This is a genomic window from Halomonas sp. 11-S5 (assembly GCF_029889825.1).
Lineage (GTDB): Bacteria > Pseudomonadota > Gammaproteobacteria > Pseudomonadales > Halomonadaceae > Halomonas.
Map to the genome: position 1 here is coordinate 124,787 of NZ_JARANW010000007.1, position 18,025 is coordinate 142,811.

18 protein-coding genes and 1 other RNA gene are annotated in these 18,025 nt (G+C 65.6%); 7 read left to right on the top strand and 12 right to left on the bottom strand.

Going from position 1 to position 18,025, the window contains the following annotated elements:
- Positions 1-41 precede the first annotated feature (41 nt).
- From OP497_RS07805 to OP497_RS07825, 5 genes are all read right to left on the bottom strand, one after another.
- Entirely contained in the window at positions 42-497 is a 456-nt protein-coding gene (locus OP497_RS07805) for a CopD family protein (protein ID WP_280547634.1), read from the bottom strand.
- Between the two features lie 83 nt (positions 498-580).
- On the bottom strand, positions 581-859 hold the full coding sequence (locus OP497_RS07810) for a YqjK family protein (RefSeq protein WP_280547635.1): 279 nt from the start codon (positions 857-859) through the stop codon (positions 581-583).
- Entirely contained in the window at positions 846-1,241 is a 396-nt protein-coding gene (locus OP497_RS07815; protein ID WP_280547636.1) for a phage holin family protein, read from the bottom strand. The genes OP497_RS07810 and OP497_RS07815 overlap by 14 nt, the downstream gene beginning before the upstream one ends.
- A complete protein-coding gene (locus OP497_RS07820) occupies positions 1,241-1,573 on the bottom strand; it encodes a DUF883 family protein (protein ID WP_280547637.1) in 333 nt (110 codons plus the stop codon). Before OP497_RS07820 ends, OP497_RS07815 begins: the two co-directional genes overlap by 1 nt.
- Positions 1,574-1,655: 82 nt before the next feature.
- On the bottom strand, positions 1,656-2,696 hold the full coding sequence (locus tag OP497_RS07825; protein WP_280547668.1) for a phospholipase A: 1,041 nt from the start codon (positions 2,694-2,696) through the stop codon (positions 1,656-1,658).
- Positions 2,697-2,901: 205 nt separating this feature from the next.
- Between OP497_RS07825 and mscK the strand changes: the two genes are divergently transcribed.
- The gene (mscK, locus tag OP497_RS07830; protein WP_280547638.1) at positions 2,902-6,297 is read left to right on the top strand and encodes a mechanosensitive channel MscK; all 3,396 of its coding nucleotides are present in this window, start codon (positions 2,902-2,904) and stop codon (positions 6,295-6,297) included.
- Positions 6,298-6,332: 35 nt separating this feature from the next.
- Here mscK and OP497_RS07835 read toward each other — a convergent pair whose 3' ends face one another.
- The 3 genes from OP497_RS07835 to OP497_RS07845 form a co-directional block, all read right to left on the bottom strand.
- Positions 6,333-7,097 (bottom strand): TlyA family RNA methyltransferase, encoded by a 765-nt coding sequence (locus OP497_RS07835; RefSeq protein WP_280547639.1) that lies wholly within the window; start codon positions 7,095-7,097, stop codon positions 6,333-6,335.
- Positions 7,098-7,115: 18 nt separating this feature from the next.
- Positions 7,116-9,134, bottom strand: a complete 2,019-nt coding sequence (locus OP497_RS07840; protein WP_280547669.1) for a hypothetical protein — start codon at positions 9,132-9,134, stop codon at positions 7,116-7,118.
- A 64-nt stretch (positions 9,135-9,198) separates the two neighbouring features.
- Positions 9,199-10,422 carry an ATP-grasp domain-containing protein gene (locus OP497_RS07845; RefSeq protein ID WP_280547640.1) on the bottom strand — a complete coding sequence of 408 codons (1,224 nt, stop codon included), beginning with the start codon at positions 10,420-10,422 and terminating at the stop codon, positions 9,199-9,201.
- Positions 10,423-10,631: 209 nt separating this feature from the next.
- On the opposite strand from OP497_RS07845, the gene ffs reads away from it, so the two are divergent.
- The 6 genes from ffs to OP497_RS07875 all read left to right on the top strand — a co-directional run bounded on the left by ffs (position 10,632) and on the right by OP497_RS07875 (position 14,806).
- Positions 10,632-10,728, top strand: an RNA gene (ffs, locus tag OP497_RS07850) — signal recognition particle sRNA small type.
- 317 nt (positions 10,729-11,045) lie between these two features.
- Positions 11,046-12,008 carry an ABC transporter substrate-binding protein gene (locus OP497_RS07855; RefSeq protein WP_280547641.1) on the top strand — a complete coding sequence of 321 codons (963 nt, stop codon included), beginning with the start codon at positions 11,046-11,048 and terminating at the stop codon, positions 12,006-12,008.
- 47 nt (positions 12,009-12,055) lie between these two features.
- Positions 12,056-12,937: an ABC transporter permease gene (locus tag OP497_RS07860; RefSeq protein WP_280547642.1), complete on the top strand. Its 882-nt coding sequence runs from the start codon at positions 12,056-12,058 to the stop codon at positions 12,935-12,937.
- Positions 12,934-13,728 carry an ATP-binding cassette domain-containing protein gene (locus OP497_RS07865; RefSeq protein WP_280547643.1) on the top strand — a complete coding sequence of 265 codons (795 nt, stop codon included), beginning with the start codon at positions 12,934-12,936 and terminating at the stop codon, positions 13,726-13,728. Before OP497_RS07860 ends, OP497_RS07865 begins: the two co-directional genes overlap by 4 nt.
- An 11-nt stretch (positions 13,729-13,739) precedes the next feature.
- Positions 13,740-13,898, top strand: a complete 159-nt coding sequence (locus tag OP497_RS07870; protein WP_280547644.1) for a hypothetical protein — start codon at positions 13,740-13,742, stop codon at positions 13,896-13,898.
- A gap of 185 nt (positions 13,899-14,083) precedes the next feature.
- Positions 14,084-14,806: a tellurite resistance TerB family protein gene (locus OP497_RS07875; protein WP_280547645.1), complete on the top strand. Its 723-nt coding sequence runs from the start codon at positions 14,084-14,086 to the stop codon at positions 14,804-14,806.
- A 103-nt stretch (positions 14,807-14,909) separates the two neighbouring features.
- Here OP497_RS07875 and OP497_RS07880 read toward each other — a convergent pair whose 3' ends face one another.
- The 4 genes from OP497_RS07880 to OP497_RS07895 form a co-directional block, all read right to left on the bottom strand.
- The gene (locus OP497_RS07880; RefSeq protein WP_280547670.1) at positions 14,910-15,665 is read right to left on the bottom strand and encodes an amino acid ABC transporter ATP-binding protein; all 756 of its coding nucleotides are present in this window, start codon (positions 15,663-15,665) and stop codon (positions 14,910-14,912) included.
- 36 nt (positions 15,666-15,701) lie between these two features.
- Entirely contained in the window at positions 15,702-16,355 is a 654-nt protein-coding gene (locus OP497_RS07885) for an amino acid ABC transporter permease (RefSeq protein WP_280547646.1), read from the bottom strand.
- 45 nt (positions 16,356-16,400) lie between these two features.
- Complete coding sequence (locus tag OP497_RS07890; protein WP_280547647.1) at positions 16,401-17,057, bottom strand: amino acid ABC transporter permease; 657 nt, start codon at positions 17,055-17,057, stop codon at positions 16,401-16,403.
- Positions 17,058-17,134: 77 nt separating this feature from the next.
- Positions 17,135-17,938, bottom strand: coding sequence for a transporter substrate-binding domain-containing protein (locus OP497_RS07895; RefSeq protein WP_280547648.1), 804 nt, complete (start codon positions 17,936-17,938; stop codon positions 17,135-17,137).
- Positions 17,939-18,025 lie beyond the last annotated feature (87 nt).

Genomic DNA, 18,025 nt, shown 5'->3' on the forward strand with positions numbered 1-18,025 from the left:
GCGCGGCCGAGGCGGTGAGTTTGCCATCAGGCCGCCCGCGATCAGAGGAGGCGCCCACCGGAAGCGATGGCCACGGTGGCCAGGCCCAGGATTAGGTTGATGCCGATCAGCCGGCGGATCTGCCCCAGTTGCTGGCCGCCCGCGGACCAGTTCTCGCCGGCCACGGCCCGACCCAGGCGCGGATAGGGGGCGAACCAGATGTGCAGGAAGATCGCCATCATCGCCAGCCCCGACACCAGCATCAGGTGGACATGGACGCCGGCGCTGCCCATGCCACCGAAGACCCCGAAGAGCATCCATAGCCCCGTCGCCAGCAGCACCACCACGGCGGCCCAGACCCATGGAAAGAAGCGCTGGAAAGCGCGGTACCAGAGGGTCAGGCGCTGGGGAGGTTCCAGCAGTTCCCCGGCCACCGGCCGCAGGATCATCCAGGCGAAGAACATGCCGCCGACCCAGATCACGGCAGCCAGGACATGCAGGGTGATGGCGAGGGACATGGCAGGGCTCCTGCGGGCGGTGAGGGACACGGCAGGTGAGCAGCGGAGCCGTGTCGTCGAACGGTGGACCAGGGACCAGCGGGTCAGTGCAGCAGTCGGCGGGCCCTCTTGACCAGCAGTGCCCCGGTGGTCAGGCGGCCCGCCAGGCGCACAACGCCGCCGGGGCGTCGCACGCCGCGGTAGAGCAGCATCGCGCCCACGGCCAGCAGCGGCGCCCTGAAGCGCACCAATGTGTGCCAGCCCCGGTCGATGGAACGGCTTGCCGACTGCCAGCGGCTGGCCGCTACCAGCAGGTCAATGCGTTGCTGCTCGATGGCGTGTTCGAGCTCGGCCTTGCGGGCCCGGCGGTCAGCGCGATTCACGAGAGGCCTCCACCAGCTCGCGGTCACTGGCCAAGTGGCGCAGGGTGCCGGCCAGCAAGGTGCGGCGACGTGCCAGCTGTATCACCCTAAGGGCGAGCAAGCCCCCGCTGCCCAGCAGCACCAGAGCGCTTACCCCGATGGCCGCCAGGCGGTGGGTCTCCCAGAAGGCAACGATAACAAGCGTGGTGAGCACGCCAATGCCCAGCATCAGCAGGATCAGGCTCAGACCGGCCAGCATCAGCAGGCCCATCAGCCGGGCGCGTTCCTCCTCGAGCTCGAGCACGGCGAGGCGCAGGCGTGTCTCGCCGATGGCGAGCAGGCTGCCGAGCAGTCGCTTGCCGGCAGCGAACAAGCGTTGAGCCGGTCCTTGGCTCGCCGACATCAGCGCCGCCCGATGAGCATGCCGACGACCACCCCGACGCCAGCGCCGATGCCGATGCTGGTCCAGGGATTGTCGTGGACATAGCGGTCACAGGTCTCGGCCTGCTGGGTGACATTGTCGCGGGCTTCGCCGTAGAGGCGCTCTCCGCGGCTCTCGAGACGCTCGCGGGTATCCTTTATGCGCTTCTCGGCGCGCTCGCGCAGCTCCTTGATGTTGCCGCGGGAGTCATCGGCGGTGGCGTTGACCAGCTCCTCGATGGTCTGGGTGAGGTGGTGCAGATCTTCCTTGAGCTGCTGGGTGGATTCGCTGGTACGGGGAGTTCTATTGGCCATCGGGGTCTTCCTCTGACGGTGAATGACAGGCCTAGCATAGCAGCCGGCGGGGCGACTTCAATGCATCTGACCTTGATCCGGGTCAGGGTTGGCGCTCAAGGCTGCTGGCGGAAAACAGCGGGTTGAGGCTGAACCCCAGGCTCAAGCGGTGGCTGCGCTGGTCGTAGTCGATCAGGCTTTCCCCGTAGCCGTAATAATACTGTACATGGCCGCGGATGCTGCTGAACAGGGGCCAGGAGTAGTCCATCTGGGTGCCCATGTTGCCGTCGCTGGGGTTGCCACGCAGCATCAGGCTGAGTTCGTTGTCGCCATTGAGCCGGTGGGCCAGGGTAACGTCGCCGTAGCCGAGGTACTTGTGGATATCGGGATTGTCGTCTTGCGCCTCCGACTCCGGGACGCGCCAGTGGGGCGCCAGGGTCAGGGCCCAGTCATCCTTGACGAAGGTGGACTCGAGGATCAGCCGGTTCCAGCTGCGTGACAGCGGGGCGGAGCGGCCGTTGGACTGATGGTTGAATGCCAGGCGGTTGTTGATGTTGGTCCAGCCCAGCAGTGACATGCGGTTCTCGAAGTCGATGAAGACTTCCGGCTCGTAGTTGGTCTCGCGAAAGGGCGAGGAGGCATCTGCGTTGAAGGCCTGCCACCAGCTGCGCTGGGTGTAGGCGAAGTTCAGGTCGCCGCCGTAGTCGCCGAACAGGTCCTCCACCAGGTTGAATTTGGCACTGAACTGGAATTTCATCTCCGCCCGGTCAGGCGAGCTGGGGTCGCTGATGTCGCGGAAGACCTCATTGTTCGGGCTGGCGTTGTAGCTCAACGGGAACCAGTAGTTACGCCGGTGGGTGGTAATGGCGAAGGGGTTGCGTGCCGATTCGCGTTCGAGCTGGCGTCGCTCGTCCACCGATTCCTCGAGCTCCTGGTCGGCATCCTTCTCGATGAGGGCGGCGGCCTGGGTGTTCTTGCCATCGGCCAGTTGCCGACGCAATTCCCCCATCTCCTCCTGCAGGGTGGCGATACGGGCCTCGATGGCCTTTCGCTCGGCCTCGCTCATCGGCTCGGCGGCCAGGGCGGTTGCGTTCAGGCCCGCCATCATCAGGATGGCAGCGAGCAGGGGAAATCGGGCAGACATCATGGTCAGGCACCTGGTACAAGGTCAAAAGGCTGTTTCTATCACGCCAGTGCGGCAAGTCAACTGTGCCCCCGGGCGACAGGGCACCATTGCCATGCCGGCCCGGCGGGTCGAGAATCAGGATCGGGTTCATTATAACCGAGGCCGCCCATTGAACGCCGTTCGACATCACTGCCACCGAAAAGTTGTCTTCCGGCGCGTCTCGATGCTCGTGCTGCTGTGCTGGTTGGGGTGGCAGGCGATCGCCACCCCCACGTTGGCCCAGGTCGACGCACCGCAGGAAGAGACGCCCCGGGAGCTGCCTTCGCGTGAGGAGATCGAGGCCCGCCTGGAGGAGCGCCAGCCGGCCGAAGGCGAGACCGCCGGTGAGGGCGCGCAGCGTGACATCGAGGCACTGAATGCGGCCCTCGAGGCCATTCAGCGGCTGGCGGCGGTTGGGGAAGAGCTGACCCGTCTCGAGACGCGCGTCCAGGAGGCGCCCCAGGAGATCGAGCGTCTGCAGCGGGAGCTTCGCCAGATGGAACAGGCGGACCAGGAGCAGACCTTCGACGAGCTGGACGCTCTCTCCCTCGAGGCGCTGGAGGCGCGCCGCCAGGAGGCCGAGGAAGCCCTGTCGACCTTCCAGGATCGTCTTGCCGAGGTCTCGACCCGGCTGCTGAGTGCTCAGACCCTGCCGGAGCGGGCCCAGCAGGCCATTGGCGAGGCGATGCAGCGGGCCGAGGAGAGTCGGCGTCGGCTGGAGGAGTTGAATGCCAGCCAGGTCGCCGAGGATGATCCGAGGCGCTGGCAGCTGCGGATCGAACGCGAGCTGGCCGAGCAGACCCTGCAGCTCCATCAGCGTGAATTGGCCACCAACACCCGCTTGCGAGAGCTGGACCAGGAGCATCGCGACCTTCTCGAGCGTCAGGTGGCCAGCCAGGAGGCTCGGCTGGCCATGCTCCAGAGCATCATCGACCGGCGCCGTCGTGAGGAGTCCGAGCAGGCCATCGCCGAGGCGGTCAGCGACGAGGGACCGGGCGTCATCGGACATCCCGTGGTACGCAAGGCCCGGGAGATCAACCGCACCATGAGTCTGGAGCTGCTGCGCGCCACCGACCGGGCCAGTCGCCTGGTCCGGGAAGGCGTCGAGGTGCGTCGCCAGTTCGACCGGGTACGCCAGTTGCAGCGCAGCCTCAACGAACAGATCGACGCCATTCGCGGAAGCATACTGCTGGCGCGCATCCTGCGCGAGCAGCGCCAGACGTTGCCCCGGGTGGAGGAACGGCGCGGCCTGCAGGACGAGATCGCCGATCTTCGCCTCAAGCAGTTCGAGCTCGGCCGGCGGCGTGACCAGCTGCGTGAGGGCGAGCAGCTGGCGCGCCAGCGGATCGAGGAGGCCGACGCCGAGGCCTCCCCGGCGCTGGTCGATTCCCTGCTCGCGCTCTACCAGGCGCGTCGCGAGCTGGTCGACCAGCTGGAACAGGCCTATGGCGAGATGCTCGGCGCGGCCATCGATCTCCAGCTCAATCAACAGCAGCTGCTGGCCACCAGTCAGGAGCTGCGTGCCACCATCGACGAGCAGCTGTTCTGGATCCCCAACAGCCGTCCCCTGGGGCTGGTCTGGCTGGGCAACCTGCCGGAGAACCTCGCCAAGGAATGGCGCGAGGGGGAGTGGCGCGCGGCACTGCCGATGAACTGGCGGCTACCGGATGCCCGAGCCCTGCTCGGCCTGCCGGTACTGCTGGTGGCGCTGGGGCTGGTCGTTGGTCGACGGCGAATCCGCGCGCGCCTGGCACGCCTGCATCAGGAGGTCGGTCATCTCAAGCGTGACTCCCAGGAGCATACCCCCCAGGCGGTGGCCCTCAATGCCCTGCTTGCTCTGCCCGGCCCGCTATGCGTGCTGGCTGTCGGCCTGGCGCTGCTGATGGGCACCGAGGGAGTGGCCAGAGGCCTTGGGCTCGCCCTGCTCCACCTGGCCCTAGCCTGGGCCGTGATTGGCTGGGCGCGCAACCTGCTGTTCCAGGGCGGGGTGGCGACTCGACACTTCTACTGGCCTCCCGGCTATGCGGCGGCCCTGCGCTGGTGGCTGCTGTGGCTGGGGGTGGCGCTGGTGCCGGTGCTGCTGATCGGCCCCCTGGCCCGCGATGCAGGCATCGAGCTCAACCAGCGGCCGCTGGCCCTGGGCCTGCTGCTCAGCGGCCTGCTGGCCATGAGCCTGGTGCTGACCAAGCTGATCCTGGCCCATGTGCCCTTCTTCGGTGTGAAGCTGCTCCGGCTCGGGCTGGGGCTTGTCATCGCGCTGGTGCCGCTGGTGCTGGTCGGGTTGATCGTCTACGGCTTCGAATACACCGCACTCAGCCTGCTGGGGCGCTTCGTGATCACCCTCTACCTGCTGGGGCTGTGGATCCTTGTGGAAGCCACGGTGATCCGTGGCCTGGCCGTGGCGGCCCGCCGCCTGGCCTATCGCCGGGCCCTGGCGCGGCGTCGAGCCCAGGCTCAGGAGGGTGCAGAGGGGAGCCTGGAGGTGGTCGAGGAGCCGCCCCTGGACATGCAGCAGGTCAACCAGCAGTCGCTGCGTCTTTCAACGCTGATCCTGCTGATCGGTTTCTTCTTCGTGCTCTATCTGGTGTGGTCCGACCTGCTCACCGTCTTCAGCTACCTGGAGCAGGTCACCCTGATCGAGCCGGGGGAGGGCCAGACGGCCGAGGCGGTGGCGAGCATGGTTTCAGTGGCCGACATCATCACCGCCCTGCTGGTGGTAGTGCTGACCCTGATGATGGCGCGCAACCTGCCGGGCCTGCTCGAGGTCAGCGTGCTCTCCCGCCTGGAGCTCAAGCAGGGCAGCGCCTATGCCATCAGCTCGTTGCTCGCCTACGCTATCGTCGGTGTGGGAGTGGTGTCAGCTCTGGGGACCCTGGGGGTTTCCTGGAGCAAGCTGCAATGGCTGGTGGCGGCGCTGGGCGTGGGCCTGGGGTTCGGGCTCCAGGAGATCTTCGCCAACTTCGTCTCCGGGCTGATCATCCTCTTCGAGCGGCCGGTGCGCATCGGCGACACCATTACCCTGGGCAACCTCACCGGCACGGTGAGCAAGATCCGCATCCGTGCCACCACGGTGATCGATTTCGACCGCAAGGAGATCATCATCCCCAACAAGACCTTCATCACCGACCAGTTGATCAACTGGTCGCTCTCCGACACGGTCACGCGGGTCGTGCTCAGCTATGGGGTCGCCTATGGCTCGGATCATCGCCTGGTGCATCGCCTGCTGAGGGAGGCCGCCGACGAGAACCCGCGGGTCCTGGCGGATCCCGAGCCCCAGGTCTTCTTCATGAGCTACGGCGAGAGCACCCTGGACTTTGAGCTGCGCATCTTCGTCAACAGCCTCGGCGACCGGCTCTTCGCCACCGACGAGATCAACTGCCGGGTCGGCGAGTTGTTCGCCGAATACGGCCTTGACATCGCCTTCAATCAGCTCGATGTCTGGCTGCACCGTGCCGGCGGCGAGGCGAACCGGGTTCAGCGCGTTGCCGCCGGCCCGGTGATTCCCCCCGAGCATCCGCCACCCGGGACCCGCGGCGATCCGGGGAATTTCGATGGCGGTGGGGACGACGCCGGTCGTTAAGCCGTGGGTACGAACGGGGCTGCGCGAAGGGGCCGTCAGCGCCTCACGGCGTGGAGCAGGAATTCCCGGTTGCCGTCACCGCCGAGAAGCGGGCTTTGCTGCCAGTGAACCACCTCGAGACCGAGCCCCTCGCAGCTGTCACGCACGCGTGCCTCTACCTCGGCGTAGCGCCCCGGGTCACTTACCAGGCCACGCGCGTTGACGCCGCCCGGCCCCAGCTCGAACTGCGGCTTGACCAGGCTCAGCAGCTCGCCGCCTGCCGGCAGGAGGGCGGCGAGCTCGTGCAAGATCAGCGTCTGGGAGATGAAGGAGACATCCATCACGGCCAGGTCGGGGCCTGCAACTGCCAGTGCATCGAAGGCCGCCCTCAGCCGCGGCTCGCCGGCCATGGCGCGCGCGTTGAGCCCCTCGAGGCAGGTCACGCGGGGATCATCGCGCAGCGACGGGTCGAGCTGGCCATGGCCGACCTCCACGCCGATCACGTGGCGCGCACCAGAGCGCAGGGCACAGTCGGTAAAGCCACCGGTGGACTGGCCCACGTCGAGCACCAGGCGGCCCGAGAGCGTCAGGCCGAGCGCCTCGATCAGCGCCTCCAGCTTAAGCCCCGCCCGGGAGACATAGCGCTCCTCGGGATCCGCCTCGACGATCAGCCGGGTATCGTCGGGCAGCTTCTCGCCGGGTTTGCTGAGTGGCGTGCCGTCGTCGGCCCGCCGTACCCGGCCATGGCGGATCAATCGCTGGGCGCGGGTACGGGAACGGGCCAGGCCCTGGGAGAGGAGCAACTGGTCGAGACGCGGCATGGGCGGGTCAGTGGGGCCTCACGGCCCCTCGTCGGCCTGCAGCTCGCCCGGGGGAATCCGGTCGGCCCCCCAGCTGCGGTGGATGTAGCCGATCACCCGGTCGATTTCCTCCTGGGTGATCTTGGCCAGCTCGCCACGTTCCAGCGGGTCGTAGTGGAAGATGTATAGGCGCGAGGCGAACTGCTCGAAGGGCAGCGAGGATTCGCCGAAGCGCTCGCCGTTGCCGGCGGTGCTGACCTCGATGCCATCGCCCCAGTCCTGGCCGCTGTCGTTGTTGGGGTTGTAGAAGTAGACCCGCATGGTATCGCTGGGATCGAGCGTGACGCGCAGCAGGGTGATGGCGTGCCAGCCGATGAAGCGGGCCGCGCTGTCGGTCACGGCAATGCCGGCCGGCTGGGGGTGAATCAACGGCTGGTTGCCGTTGTAGTAGGGGTGATAGCTGGCATAGAAGTGGCGCAGGAAGTCGTCAAGTTCGTGCAGCTTACCGGTGGCCACGTCGACGTTGATGCGAAAGCCGCGGCCCGACCACCAGCCGTGGAACTCCGGGTTGACCCAGCGGTGCGGGTCGCCCTCGCGCCCGAGGCAGCGTCGTCCCATCTCGGCATAGATGCGGTCCAGGTGCGGTACGACCAGCAGCGAGACTGGGTCCAGGTCCATCGGCAGCTCCTTGGCCACCCCGGAGAGGCTGGCCATGGAGGAGAGGGGCATGCCTTCGAAGTGCATGATGATCTCATCGTCACGCGCGGCCCAGGTGACCATCTGCAGCAGGTAGTCCGGGTCGTTGTAGGCCCACATGGAGAGCGCCCGGGCGGACTGGCAGGTCGGGTTGTTGCCCTGCCCGACGCCCAGTGGCAGCCCGAGCATGCACAGCACCCCTTCCAGCAGGCGGGCACGTGGCGAGGCGCTGTCGCCGAAGGCCAGGTTGAGCCTCGCCTCGGACCAGTCCGACAGCCTCAGCCCCAGCTGTCGCCACATGGCCGGGGCCACCGGAGGCTGGTAGAGGATACCGCGCTCGAGTATCAGGGCCAGCCCGTAGACCGCCTGGGGCGTGGTCGGGTAGACCGCGCCGCGGATCAGCGCATGGACCAGCTCGCGATAGCAGAGCAGGCAGTCCCTTCCGGTGGACGACAGCCCCAAGGCCTCGGTAAGGAGGTGGTCACTATGGTCGAGCAGGTAGCGAAGCAGCACGGCGTGGTAGGGCGAGACCAGGCTGGTATCGTGCATGGCCCGGGCGAAGCCGGTGGCCTCGTACTGCAGGGCGCCGCTGTCCATGCTCGACAGGCGCTCGCGGTAGGTGTCGATGCCGGGATCCTCGCGGCACGCATGCGTGGGGCCGAACAGCGAGCTGACCAGGCGGTCGGCGCCCTGGCCGCTGGATCCCAGATCGATCTCCGGATTGGCCTGGCAGATGGCGATCTGGGTGATCATCTGCTTGATCGTGTCCACCTGGATCGGTCGCTGCTGCAGGATCCGCCAGATTTCGGCGATCAGCCGATCGATCACATGCTCATAGCCGACGCGCTCGGCCAGGTGGTGGAACAGGTGGCGGGGAAGCTGTGCCAGACGCCCCAGGGTCTCCCGTTCGGCCTCGGTGGGTGCGCCGAACAGCAGCCAGAGATTGAGCGCCATTACCTGGGTTAGGTAATGGTGGGCCTGCTCCTCGGAGAGGAGGGGATGAAGATACTCCCCCTTGGCCACGGCGAGGATGCGTAGCTCGCTGATCGCCTCGATCACCACGATGTTAGGGTCGGCACTCTTCAGCGCATGGGTGGTGAGGGACGGCACCAGGAATTGAGGGGTCTCCCAGTCGGAGCCAAGAAAGACCCCCGCCTGTTCGATGACCCGGGCACGCTGCTCGATGGCTTCGCAGCCGCCTTCCTGCAGCATGACCCGCCGGGCGGTATCGAGCACCCTGGGTAGCTTGCCCGGCTTGGCGAACGCGCGTGACTCGGCCAGCAGGATGATGGCTTCATCGAGTTTCTTGAGCAGGCCAGCGAGCTTGTCGCTGGCCGGTGGCGGCGTATTGGTGTCTTGCATATGTCGATGCGTGGTCACGCCGACTCCTTGTCGTCAGGCTGTCACATTTTCCATGACGCCTGTATCAGACATAGAAATCAAGCTCTTCCATGTGCTTGAGCAGTTCCTTCATGCGTGTCGCCTCGTCGCCCTTGAAGTAGATCAGGCCCCAATGGGTGCCGAAGGCGGTCCGCTTGGTGACGGTTTCTTCCGTGGGCGGCGTCAGCTCGTGGGACTCGAAGTAGGGGTCGTCCTCGACCTCTTCGGGAATCTCCAGCTTGTTGACCACACGGCGGCGCGGATAGACCCCGAAGCAGCCGGCGTAGCCGTCGGCATCCACCAATTCCTTCGGGAAGAAGGCCTTGACCTCTTCGGCGGTAGACTTGGGGTCGAACACCAGCATGGAGGCCTGGTAGGCATTGAAGCCGTAGACCCGCTCGAGCAGCTCGAAGACCTTGAAGCCCGGCGGACGGTAGGCTACCTCACCGAAGTACATCTCGCCGTCATTGGTCACGAAGTACTCGGGATGGATCAGCCCGAACTCGATGTCGAAGGCCTTGATCAGCTTCTCGATCTGGGCGGTGATCTGGGGGCGGTACTTCTCGAGCTCCGGCGAGGCCGGCACGAACACCGAGTAACCCAGGGTCACGTATTCGGAGATATTGAGGAAGACGATCTTGCCGTTATGGATCCAGGCCTCCACGGCGAATTCCCAGCCGTCGAGGTGCGACTCCATCAGCACCGGGAACTCCTCGTCGGGGATGGTATCGACCTCGTCCGGGGTGCGGATCACCCGGTGGCCCAGGCAGCCGGCCTTGTCGAACGCCTTGAGGTGGATGGGGTCGTTGGGGTCGCCATCGAGCTTGAGCAGGGTCTGGTTGACCCGCTTGAGGAAGCGCACGACGTCCTCCTTGTCGTGGGCCTCCTCGAAGATGCCCACGCGGATGCCGCCGAGCTGCGCGCGACGCTTCATCAGCGCCTTGTCGCGCAGCAGCAGCGACTGGCCATAGAGGCGCGGATGGTCGAGCAGCACCGAGTTGACGGCGCCGGCCCACTCCACGGTCTCCTCGAACAGCGGTATCGCCACGTCGACACCCATCTCCTGCAGGGTGTGGGCGATCTCCATCGAGCGGTCGTTCAGGCGCTCGAAGTTCCAGGGCACATAGGGGATGTCGTGCTTCTGGCAGTATTCCTCCGCCCAGTCAGGGGCGACCACGACATAGCGTCGGTCGAAGTTCTCGGCGGCTTCGATGGCGTTCAGGCTCCAGCCCAGCAGGGCGATATAGCCCTTGTTCGGATCCTTCTTCATGGTGCGCCTCCGTGATGAGCATTGGACGTCAATGGTTCTTTTACCATACACGAGCAAAGCGATTTCCTCATTCTTGTGGCGTCGCCCGACCGGACTGAACGCTTCTGCCCTTGTGGCCGGGGCCGGGCATTGATATAGTGCGCCCCGCTCGATGACGGCACGAATCGACATCGAGCGAGCGATGCTTCGGCATCCTGCTGTGGTGGCCCCGTCGGTCCTCCCGCAACGCTAGACCGCAAACCCCGCCAGGCCCGGAAGGGAGCAACGGTAGTGGTGGACGCGTGTGCCGGGATGTGGCTGTCGGGGCCGCCTCCATTTCTGGACGTGTCATCGATTCAAGGGCGCTTCTCGCTAACGGCTTCGTCGAGAGCGTGCTCCGGTGCCCCAGGCCTGGCAACCCCTCCTCCTTGTGACATTCGAACCCGTCAGTGGCTATTCCAGCTCGGTATCATCCGTTCCATCTGCTCATGGCGCGTCGGTCGATGCGTTGCCTGCCGTCCCGCGACGAGGGGGCGGCGAAGGCCCAGGAAACGGACGTTCGTTGTATGCTCCTATTGGCCGCGCTGGGGAAGCGCGCTAAGGTGCAGGCTCGGTTTTTCAACTCCACAAAAAGAGGGAACACCATGATGCGGCGTCCAATCCTCTCCGCGGTACTGTGCTCCATGCTGATGGCCGGGATGGCTCAGGCCGAGACCGTCAACCTGGGCATCACCCAGATCGTCGAGCACCCGGCGCTGGACGCCAGTCGCCAAGGGGCGCTGGACGAGCTGGCCGAGCGCGGTTATGTCGAGGGGGAGAATCTCGAGATCGACTTCCAGAACGCCCAGGGCAATCCCACCATCGCCGCACAGATCGCCCGCAAGTTCGCCGGCGACCGCCCCGACCTGGTGCTAGCGATCAGCACACCCTCGGCCCAGGCCGCGGCCGCTGCGCTGCAGGATGACACTCCCATCGTCTTCACCGCGGTCACCGACCCGCTGCTGGCCAAGCTGGTGAACGACATGGACGCGCCCGGCGGCCATATCACCGGCGTGGTCGACGCGCCGCCGTTGCAGGCGCAGCTGCAGCTGATCCGCGACATGTTCCCGGAGGCCGAGCGTCTCGGCATCCTCTATAACCCCGGCGAGGCCAACTCCGTCTCCCAGGTCGAGAAGCTCCAGGCGATGGCCCCCGAGTTCGGCTTCGAGCTGGTCGAGGTGACCGCCTCGCGGACCTCCGAGGTGATGGGCGCGGCGCGCAGCCTGGCCGGTCGCGTGGACGCCATCTATGTGCCGGTGGACAACACTGTGGTCTCCGCCCTGGAGAGCGTGCTCAAGGTGAGTTACGACGCCGACATCCCGGTGTTCACCGGCGACAACTCCTCGGTGGAGCGCGGCGCCCTGGCCTCCCTGGGCTTCAGCTACTACGACATGGGCCGCCAGACCGGCGCGATGATGGCCCGCATCCTGGGCGGCGAGAAGGCCGGCGATCTGCCGGTGGGCACCGTGGAGAAGCTGGAGCTGATCCTCAACCGCGGCGCCGCCGATCAGATCGGCTACGGGATCCCGGCCGAGTTCGAAGAGCAGGCGGTCGAGATCTTCGACTGAGGCATGTCACCGGGGAGGGGCGACTCTCCCCGTTATGGAAAGCATTCATGAGTCTTATCGCGTTTCTCGGGGCCATCGAGCTTGGCCTCATCTTCGGTTTTGTCGCCCTCGGCGTCTATCTCTCCTTCCGCGTCCTCGACTTCCCCGACCTCACCGTCGATGGCAGCTTCCCGCTGGGTGCCGCCGTGGCGGCGGTATGGATCGTGGGCGGCGGCAACCCCTGGGTGGGCACGGCCCTGGCCGTGATCGCCGGTGGCATGGCCGGCATCGTCACCGCCTGGATGGCGGTGAAGCTCAAGATCCTCAACCTGCTGGCGTCGATCCTGTCGATGATCGCGCTCTACTCCATCAACCTGCGGGTGATGGGGCGGCCCAACATCGCCCTGCTCACCGAGAGCACCATCTTCACCCCGCTGGAGACGCTGCCGCTGAGCCGCTACATCGTCTATCCGCTGGCGATCCTGGCGTGGCTCGCCGTGGTGACCGTGCTGCTCAACCGTTTCCTCACCAGCGAGGTGGGCCTGGCGATGCGCGCCACCGGCGAGAACCCGCGCATGGCCTCAGGCAACGGCATCAACACCTCGGTGATGGTGCTGGCCGGCATGGCCCTCTCCAACGCCCTGGTGGCGCTGGGCGGTGCGCTGTTCGCCCAGAGCCAGGGCAGCGCCGACGTGACCATGGGCGTGGGTACCATCGTGGTGGGGCTGGCGGCGGTGATCGGCGGCCAGTCGCTGATTCCCGGGCGCACCATCCTGGTGGCCACCCTGGCCTGCATCTTCGGTTCCATTCTCTATCGCCTGATGGTGGCGGTGGCCCTCAATGCCGACTTCATCGGCCTGCAGGCCCAGGACCTCAACCTGGTCACCGCGCTGCTGGTCGGTTTCGCCCTGGTGCTGCCGCGGTTCAAACGCAGGAGGCGCGCCGCATGATCGAGCTCCACGACATCCACGTCACCTTCAACCCCGGCACGCCGCTGGAGAACCATGTCCTCAAGGGGATCGACCTGACCATCGACGAGGGCGAGTTCGTCACCGTGATCGGCGGCAACGGCGCCGGCAAGTCGACCCTGCTCAACGTGCTGGCCGGCGAGATCATCGCCCAGCCCGGACGGGTGTTGATCGGCGGCCGCGATGTCACCCGCCTGCCCGCCTTCCGGCGCTCCGACCTGGTGGCGCGGGTCTACCAGGACCCGCTGGCCGGTACCTGCGGCACCCTCACCCTCGAGGAGAACATGGCCCTGGCTTTCGCCCGCGGGCGACGTCGGCGCCTGGGGCGGGCGCTGGACGGCGCGCTGCGCCGCCGCCTGCGCGACAACCTGGCCAGGCTGGGGCTGGGGCTGGAGGATCGCCTCGACGACAGCATCGGCCTGCTCTCCGGCGGCCAGCGCCAGGCGGTCAGCCTGCTGATGGCGGCGCTGCAGCCCATGGAGATCCTGCTCCTCGATGAGCACACTGCGGCGCTGGATCCGCGCATCGCCAGTTTCGTGCTGGAGCTCTCCGCCGACATCATCCGCGAGCAGCGCCTCACCGCCCTGATGGTGACCCACAGCATGCGTCAGGCGCTAGATGTTGGGCACCGCACCATCATGATGGACCAGGGCGAGGTGGCTTTCGACGTCAGGGGCGAGCAGCGCGCCGGCCTCGACGTGCCGGACCTGCTCAAGCTCTTCGAGCGCGCCCGGGGCGGGCAGGTCGACGACGACTCGCTGCTGCTGGGCTGAGCAGACACGCCATGCGTAGCGTTCACTCCGAGACCACCAAGACCCGGCGTACCCGGGCGGCGCTCGACGGCGGCCAGCTGGTGATACCCTGGGAGTGCCCGGAGCGGGTCGACACGCTACTGGCTGGCTTGCGCCGGGCACCGCTTCCCGCAGGGCGCCCCGGTCGCTAGAATGATGGGTTCCAGGCAGGCATCGGGTTTGGACATGCACGATCCTTGCCTTCCCCTGAAGTCCGTTCTGTGACGCCTGTCGCGCGGCGTACTGCTCAGCGACGAGAGGTGCTGTTCTCGTTCCCCATATCACGAGCGGTGCCGCCCGCGGGCACTTTCCAGCATGTTACCGGGAGCGAACCAGCATGAACGCGAGCCGTATCCTCGAACAGATCATGAAGCAGGCCGGCGGTGGCCGGCAGGGCAACGGCCAATCGGGTAGCGGCCTGGATGTCCAGGAGATGATCGACAGCCTCTCCTCGCAGCTCGGCGGTGGCGGCGGCCGGAAGTCGGGGCAGGGCAGCGGGGTCGACGTGAAGAGCCTGCTCGGCGGCGGCGCCCTGGGCCTGCTGGTCGGCTCGAAGCGTGGCCGCAAGCTGGGCGGCAAGGCCATCAAGTATGGTGCCATTGCCGGGGTCGGCATGCTGGCCTGGAAGGCCTGGCAGAACTCGCGCAGCGATGCTCAGGCCGATACTGCCCGGGAGGGCCATGCTATTGAGCAGTTGGGGGGCAAGGCGCAGGAGCAGCGCAGCATGGAGCTGCTGCAGGCGGTGATCATGGCGGCGCGGGCCGATGGCCACATCGACGACCGCGAGCGTGCCCTGATCAGTGAGCAGATCGATGACCTGGGCGCGGATGCCGAGCTGCACGACTGGGTGCAGCGCCAGCTCGAGGCGCCGCTGGACGCCGAGGGGCTGGCCCGGCATGCGGACTCGCCCCAGGCCGCCCGCGAGATGTACCTGATCAGCGTGGCAGTGGCCGACGACCAGAATCCCATGGAGCGGGCCTGGCTCGACCAGCTGGGCGGCGCGCTGGGCCTGGATGAAGGCGTGAGGCAGGAAATTGAACGCCAGGCGCTGGGGGCTTGAAGTAGACCCACACACAGCAAGGGCGCAGAAGTTGCCTCATGCGCCCACGCCGTATGGTCACCGACGGCATGCACCAGGCGCTGGAGGGTCTGCATCGTTCCACTCAAGCCTGTGCCCCCAGGTGCTTGCGCAGGAAGTGTTGGGTGCGTTCCTGGTCGGGATGGCTGAACAGGTGATCGGGGGTGTTGGCCTCGACCACCACGCCACCATCCATGAACATCGCCCAGTCGGAAACGTCGCGAGCGAAGGTCATCTCGTGGGTGACGATCAGCATGGTCATATGCTCCTCGGCCAGCCCCTTCATGACGAGGTTTACCTCCTCGACCAGTTCGGGGTCGAGCGCCGAGGTGGCCTCGTCGAAGAGCATGACCTTGGGCCGCATGGCCAGCGCCCGGGCGATGGCCACCCGCTGTTTCTGGCCCCCGGAGAGCGCACTCGGGTAGGCCTGTGCCTTGTCCGCCAGGCCCACGCGCTCAAGCAGCTCCATACCCAGCTCCCGAGCCTCATTGGCGCTCATTCCCTTGAGCTTCCTGGGCGCCAACGTCACGTTTTCCAGTGTCGAAAGGTGGGGAAACAGATTGAAGTGCTGGAACACCATGCCCATGTTCTGGCGGATATGGTTGATGTGCTTCTCGTAGGCAAGGCCCTTCAGGTCGGGCCGATTGACCTGAACGCCATCCAGCATGATGCTGCCCTCGTCGATCACTTCCAGGTTGTTGACAGAGCGCAGCAGGGTGCTCTTGCCCGAGCCTGATGGGCCGATGATGGAGATGATCTTGCCGCGATCTACGCTGAGGTCGATGCCCTTGAGCACTTCCAGGTCACCGAAGCGTTTCTTGATCCCCTTGAGTTCGACCATCGGGGTCTCTGTTGTCTGTGTCATGTGACGTCCTCGTTAGCTGCGATAGGCGGCACGACGCTCGATCCACGTCTGGCCGGCTTCCATCATCAGATTGATCAGGTAGTAGATGACGGCGATGGTGATGTAGAACTCGAAGGGGCGGAAGGTCACGCTGATGGCGTACTGCGAGGCATATACCATCTCGCCGATGCCGATGGCCGACAGCACCGAGATATCCTTGACCATGATGATCATGTTGTTGCTCAGCTGGGGCAGGGCACGATAGAAGGCTTGGGGAAGAATGATGTAGAGGAGCGTCCTGATGTGGCCGAAACCCAGCGAGCGAGATGCCTCGTACTGGCCGCTCGAGACTGACTTGATGGTAGCGATGAAGATATCGGCGTTATAGGCCATGTAGTGAAAGCCCAGGCCCAGAACCCCCACCACGATCGCCGGTATGAGTATCCACTCACCAATCCCGAAATAAAGGAAATACAGTTGCAGCAGCAGCGGTGTGGTCATGAACAGCCAGATGAAGAAGCGTAGCGGCCAGTTCACCATCTTGCGGGTATACAGCGTGATGACTGCCACGATCTGGCCGCCGATTATCGACATGACAGCGACTGCCAGGCCGATCAGCAGGGTGACGCCGACGCCCTGGAGCAGGGTGGGCCAGTAGTCAATGACGGGACTGAAGTCGAATTCCATGGGGCTATCCTGGTTGTTGTGGCCCGGCAAGGCGCCCGGCAAGTGTTACAGGAAGGTGTAGCGCGTGGCCCGGCGGTAGAGGAACTCCACGATGCCCATGACCGCATAGATGATGACGATGTACATCAGGGCGCTGAGCGTGAAGACTTCCAGGGGCTTGTAGGTGGAGCCGATCAGCCGCTGGGCCTGATAGGTCAGCTCGACCACCGAGATGATCGATACCAGCGAGGAGTTCTTGACCAGGATGATGGCCAGCACCCCGACCGAGCGGATCATCAGGGGGGCCGCCTGGGGCAGGATGATGTGCTGCAGGGTTGCCAGGCGACCGAAGCCCAGCGATCTCGATGCCTCGTTCTGGCCACTGTCCACTGACTCGATGGCGCCGCGCATGGCTTCGCTCATGTAGGCCCCGATGTTGAAGGCGCCGACCACTACACCGCAGGTGAAGGGGTCCAGGCGCAGGCCGATGGCGGGCCCGCCGTAGAAGATCAGCAGCAGCTGCACGAAATAGGGCGTGCCGCGCACCACGCTGATATAGGCGCGGGCCAGCCAGCGAACGGGCGGGATTCGCGAGGTGCGCAGTGCCACCAGTGCCGAGGCGATAAAGAAACCGAAAAACAGGGCGCGCGCGGAAATGTCGACGGTGACCCAGGCCGCCTTCACCAACAGCGGCGCGATCTCGATCATCAGATTGATGTCCATGATCCCTTCTATCTTGTTGTCGTGTTGTCAGGAAGGTGCGGGGACAGCAGGGCGCAAGCCCTGCTGTGTCGATTCCATCAGTTGAATTCGACCCCCGGGCCGATCCATCTATCGACGATCTCCTGGTAGGTGCCATCCGTCCGGATCTCGGCCAGCGCCGTGTTGAGCGCCTCCTTGAGCTGCGGAGAGCCTTTCTGGACGGCGATGGCGGCCGGGAAGCGGGGCAGCTCGCCCACATCGACCTGCTTGATGGGCAGGTCCTTCTCGTTGAGTGCCACGTAGACGGGGATGTCATCGGCCACCATGACATCGATGCGCCCGGTGGTGAGGGCATTGAGCATGTCGGGCAGCCCCTGGAAGGTCTGGTTGCGCCACCTTCCCTCGGCTTTCTCGGTAGCCCACTGATTGCCGGTCTCGCCGAGTGTCGAGCCCACTCGCTTGCCTTCGAAGTCAGCGATGCTCGAGACGTCATCGGTCTCTTCCCGCACCCAGATGGAGAGTCCCGAGCGATAGTAGGAGTTGGTAAAGTCGACGGCCTTTCGGCGCTCTTCGGTGGCACTCATGCTGCAGATACAGGCATCGAAGCGACCGCCGGCCAGGGCGGCGACGATGCCGTTCCAGGGCGAGGTCTGGATGTTGACTTCGACGCCCATCTTGTCGGCCAGGGCCTCGGCGATGTCCACGTCGAATCCGACGAGGTTGCCTTGCGTATCCACGAAGCTGAAGGGAGGATAGGCGCCGGAATTGGCGACCTGGAAGACGTCGTCCTGGATCTCGGCAAGATCCCGGGCCTGGGCCGGCAAGCTGACCACGGAAAGGGCGCCCAGCAGCGCCAGGGCGCCGACGAAGGGACGGTAGAATGATGATTTGTCGATTTTCATATCAATGCCTGCTCGTTGTTGAAGTTGTGTTGTGGAGCTTCGAACTCTCGTCGTTGGTGGTGCCACCTCCCGGTCGTTAATGAACGT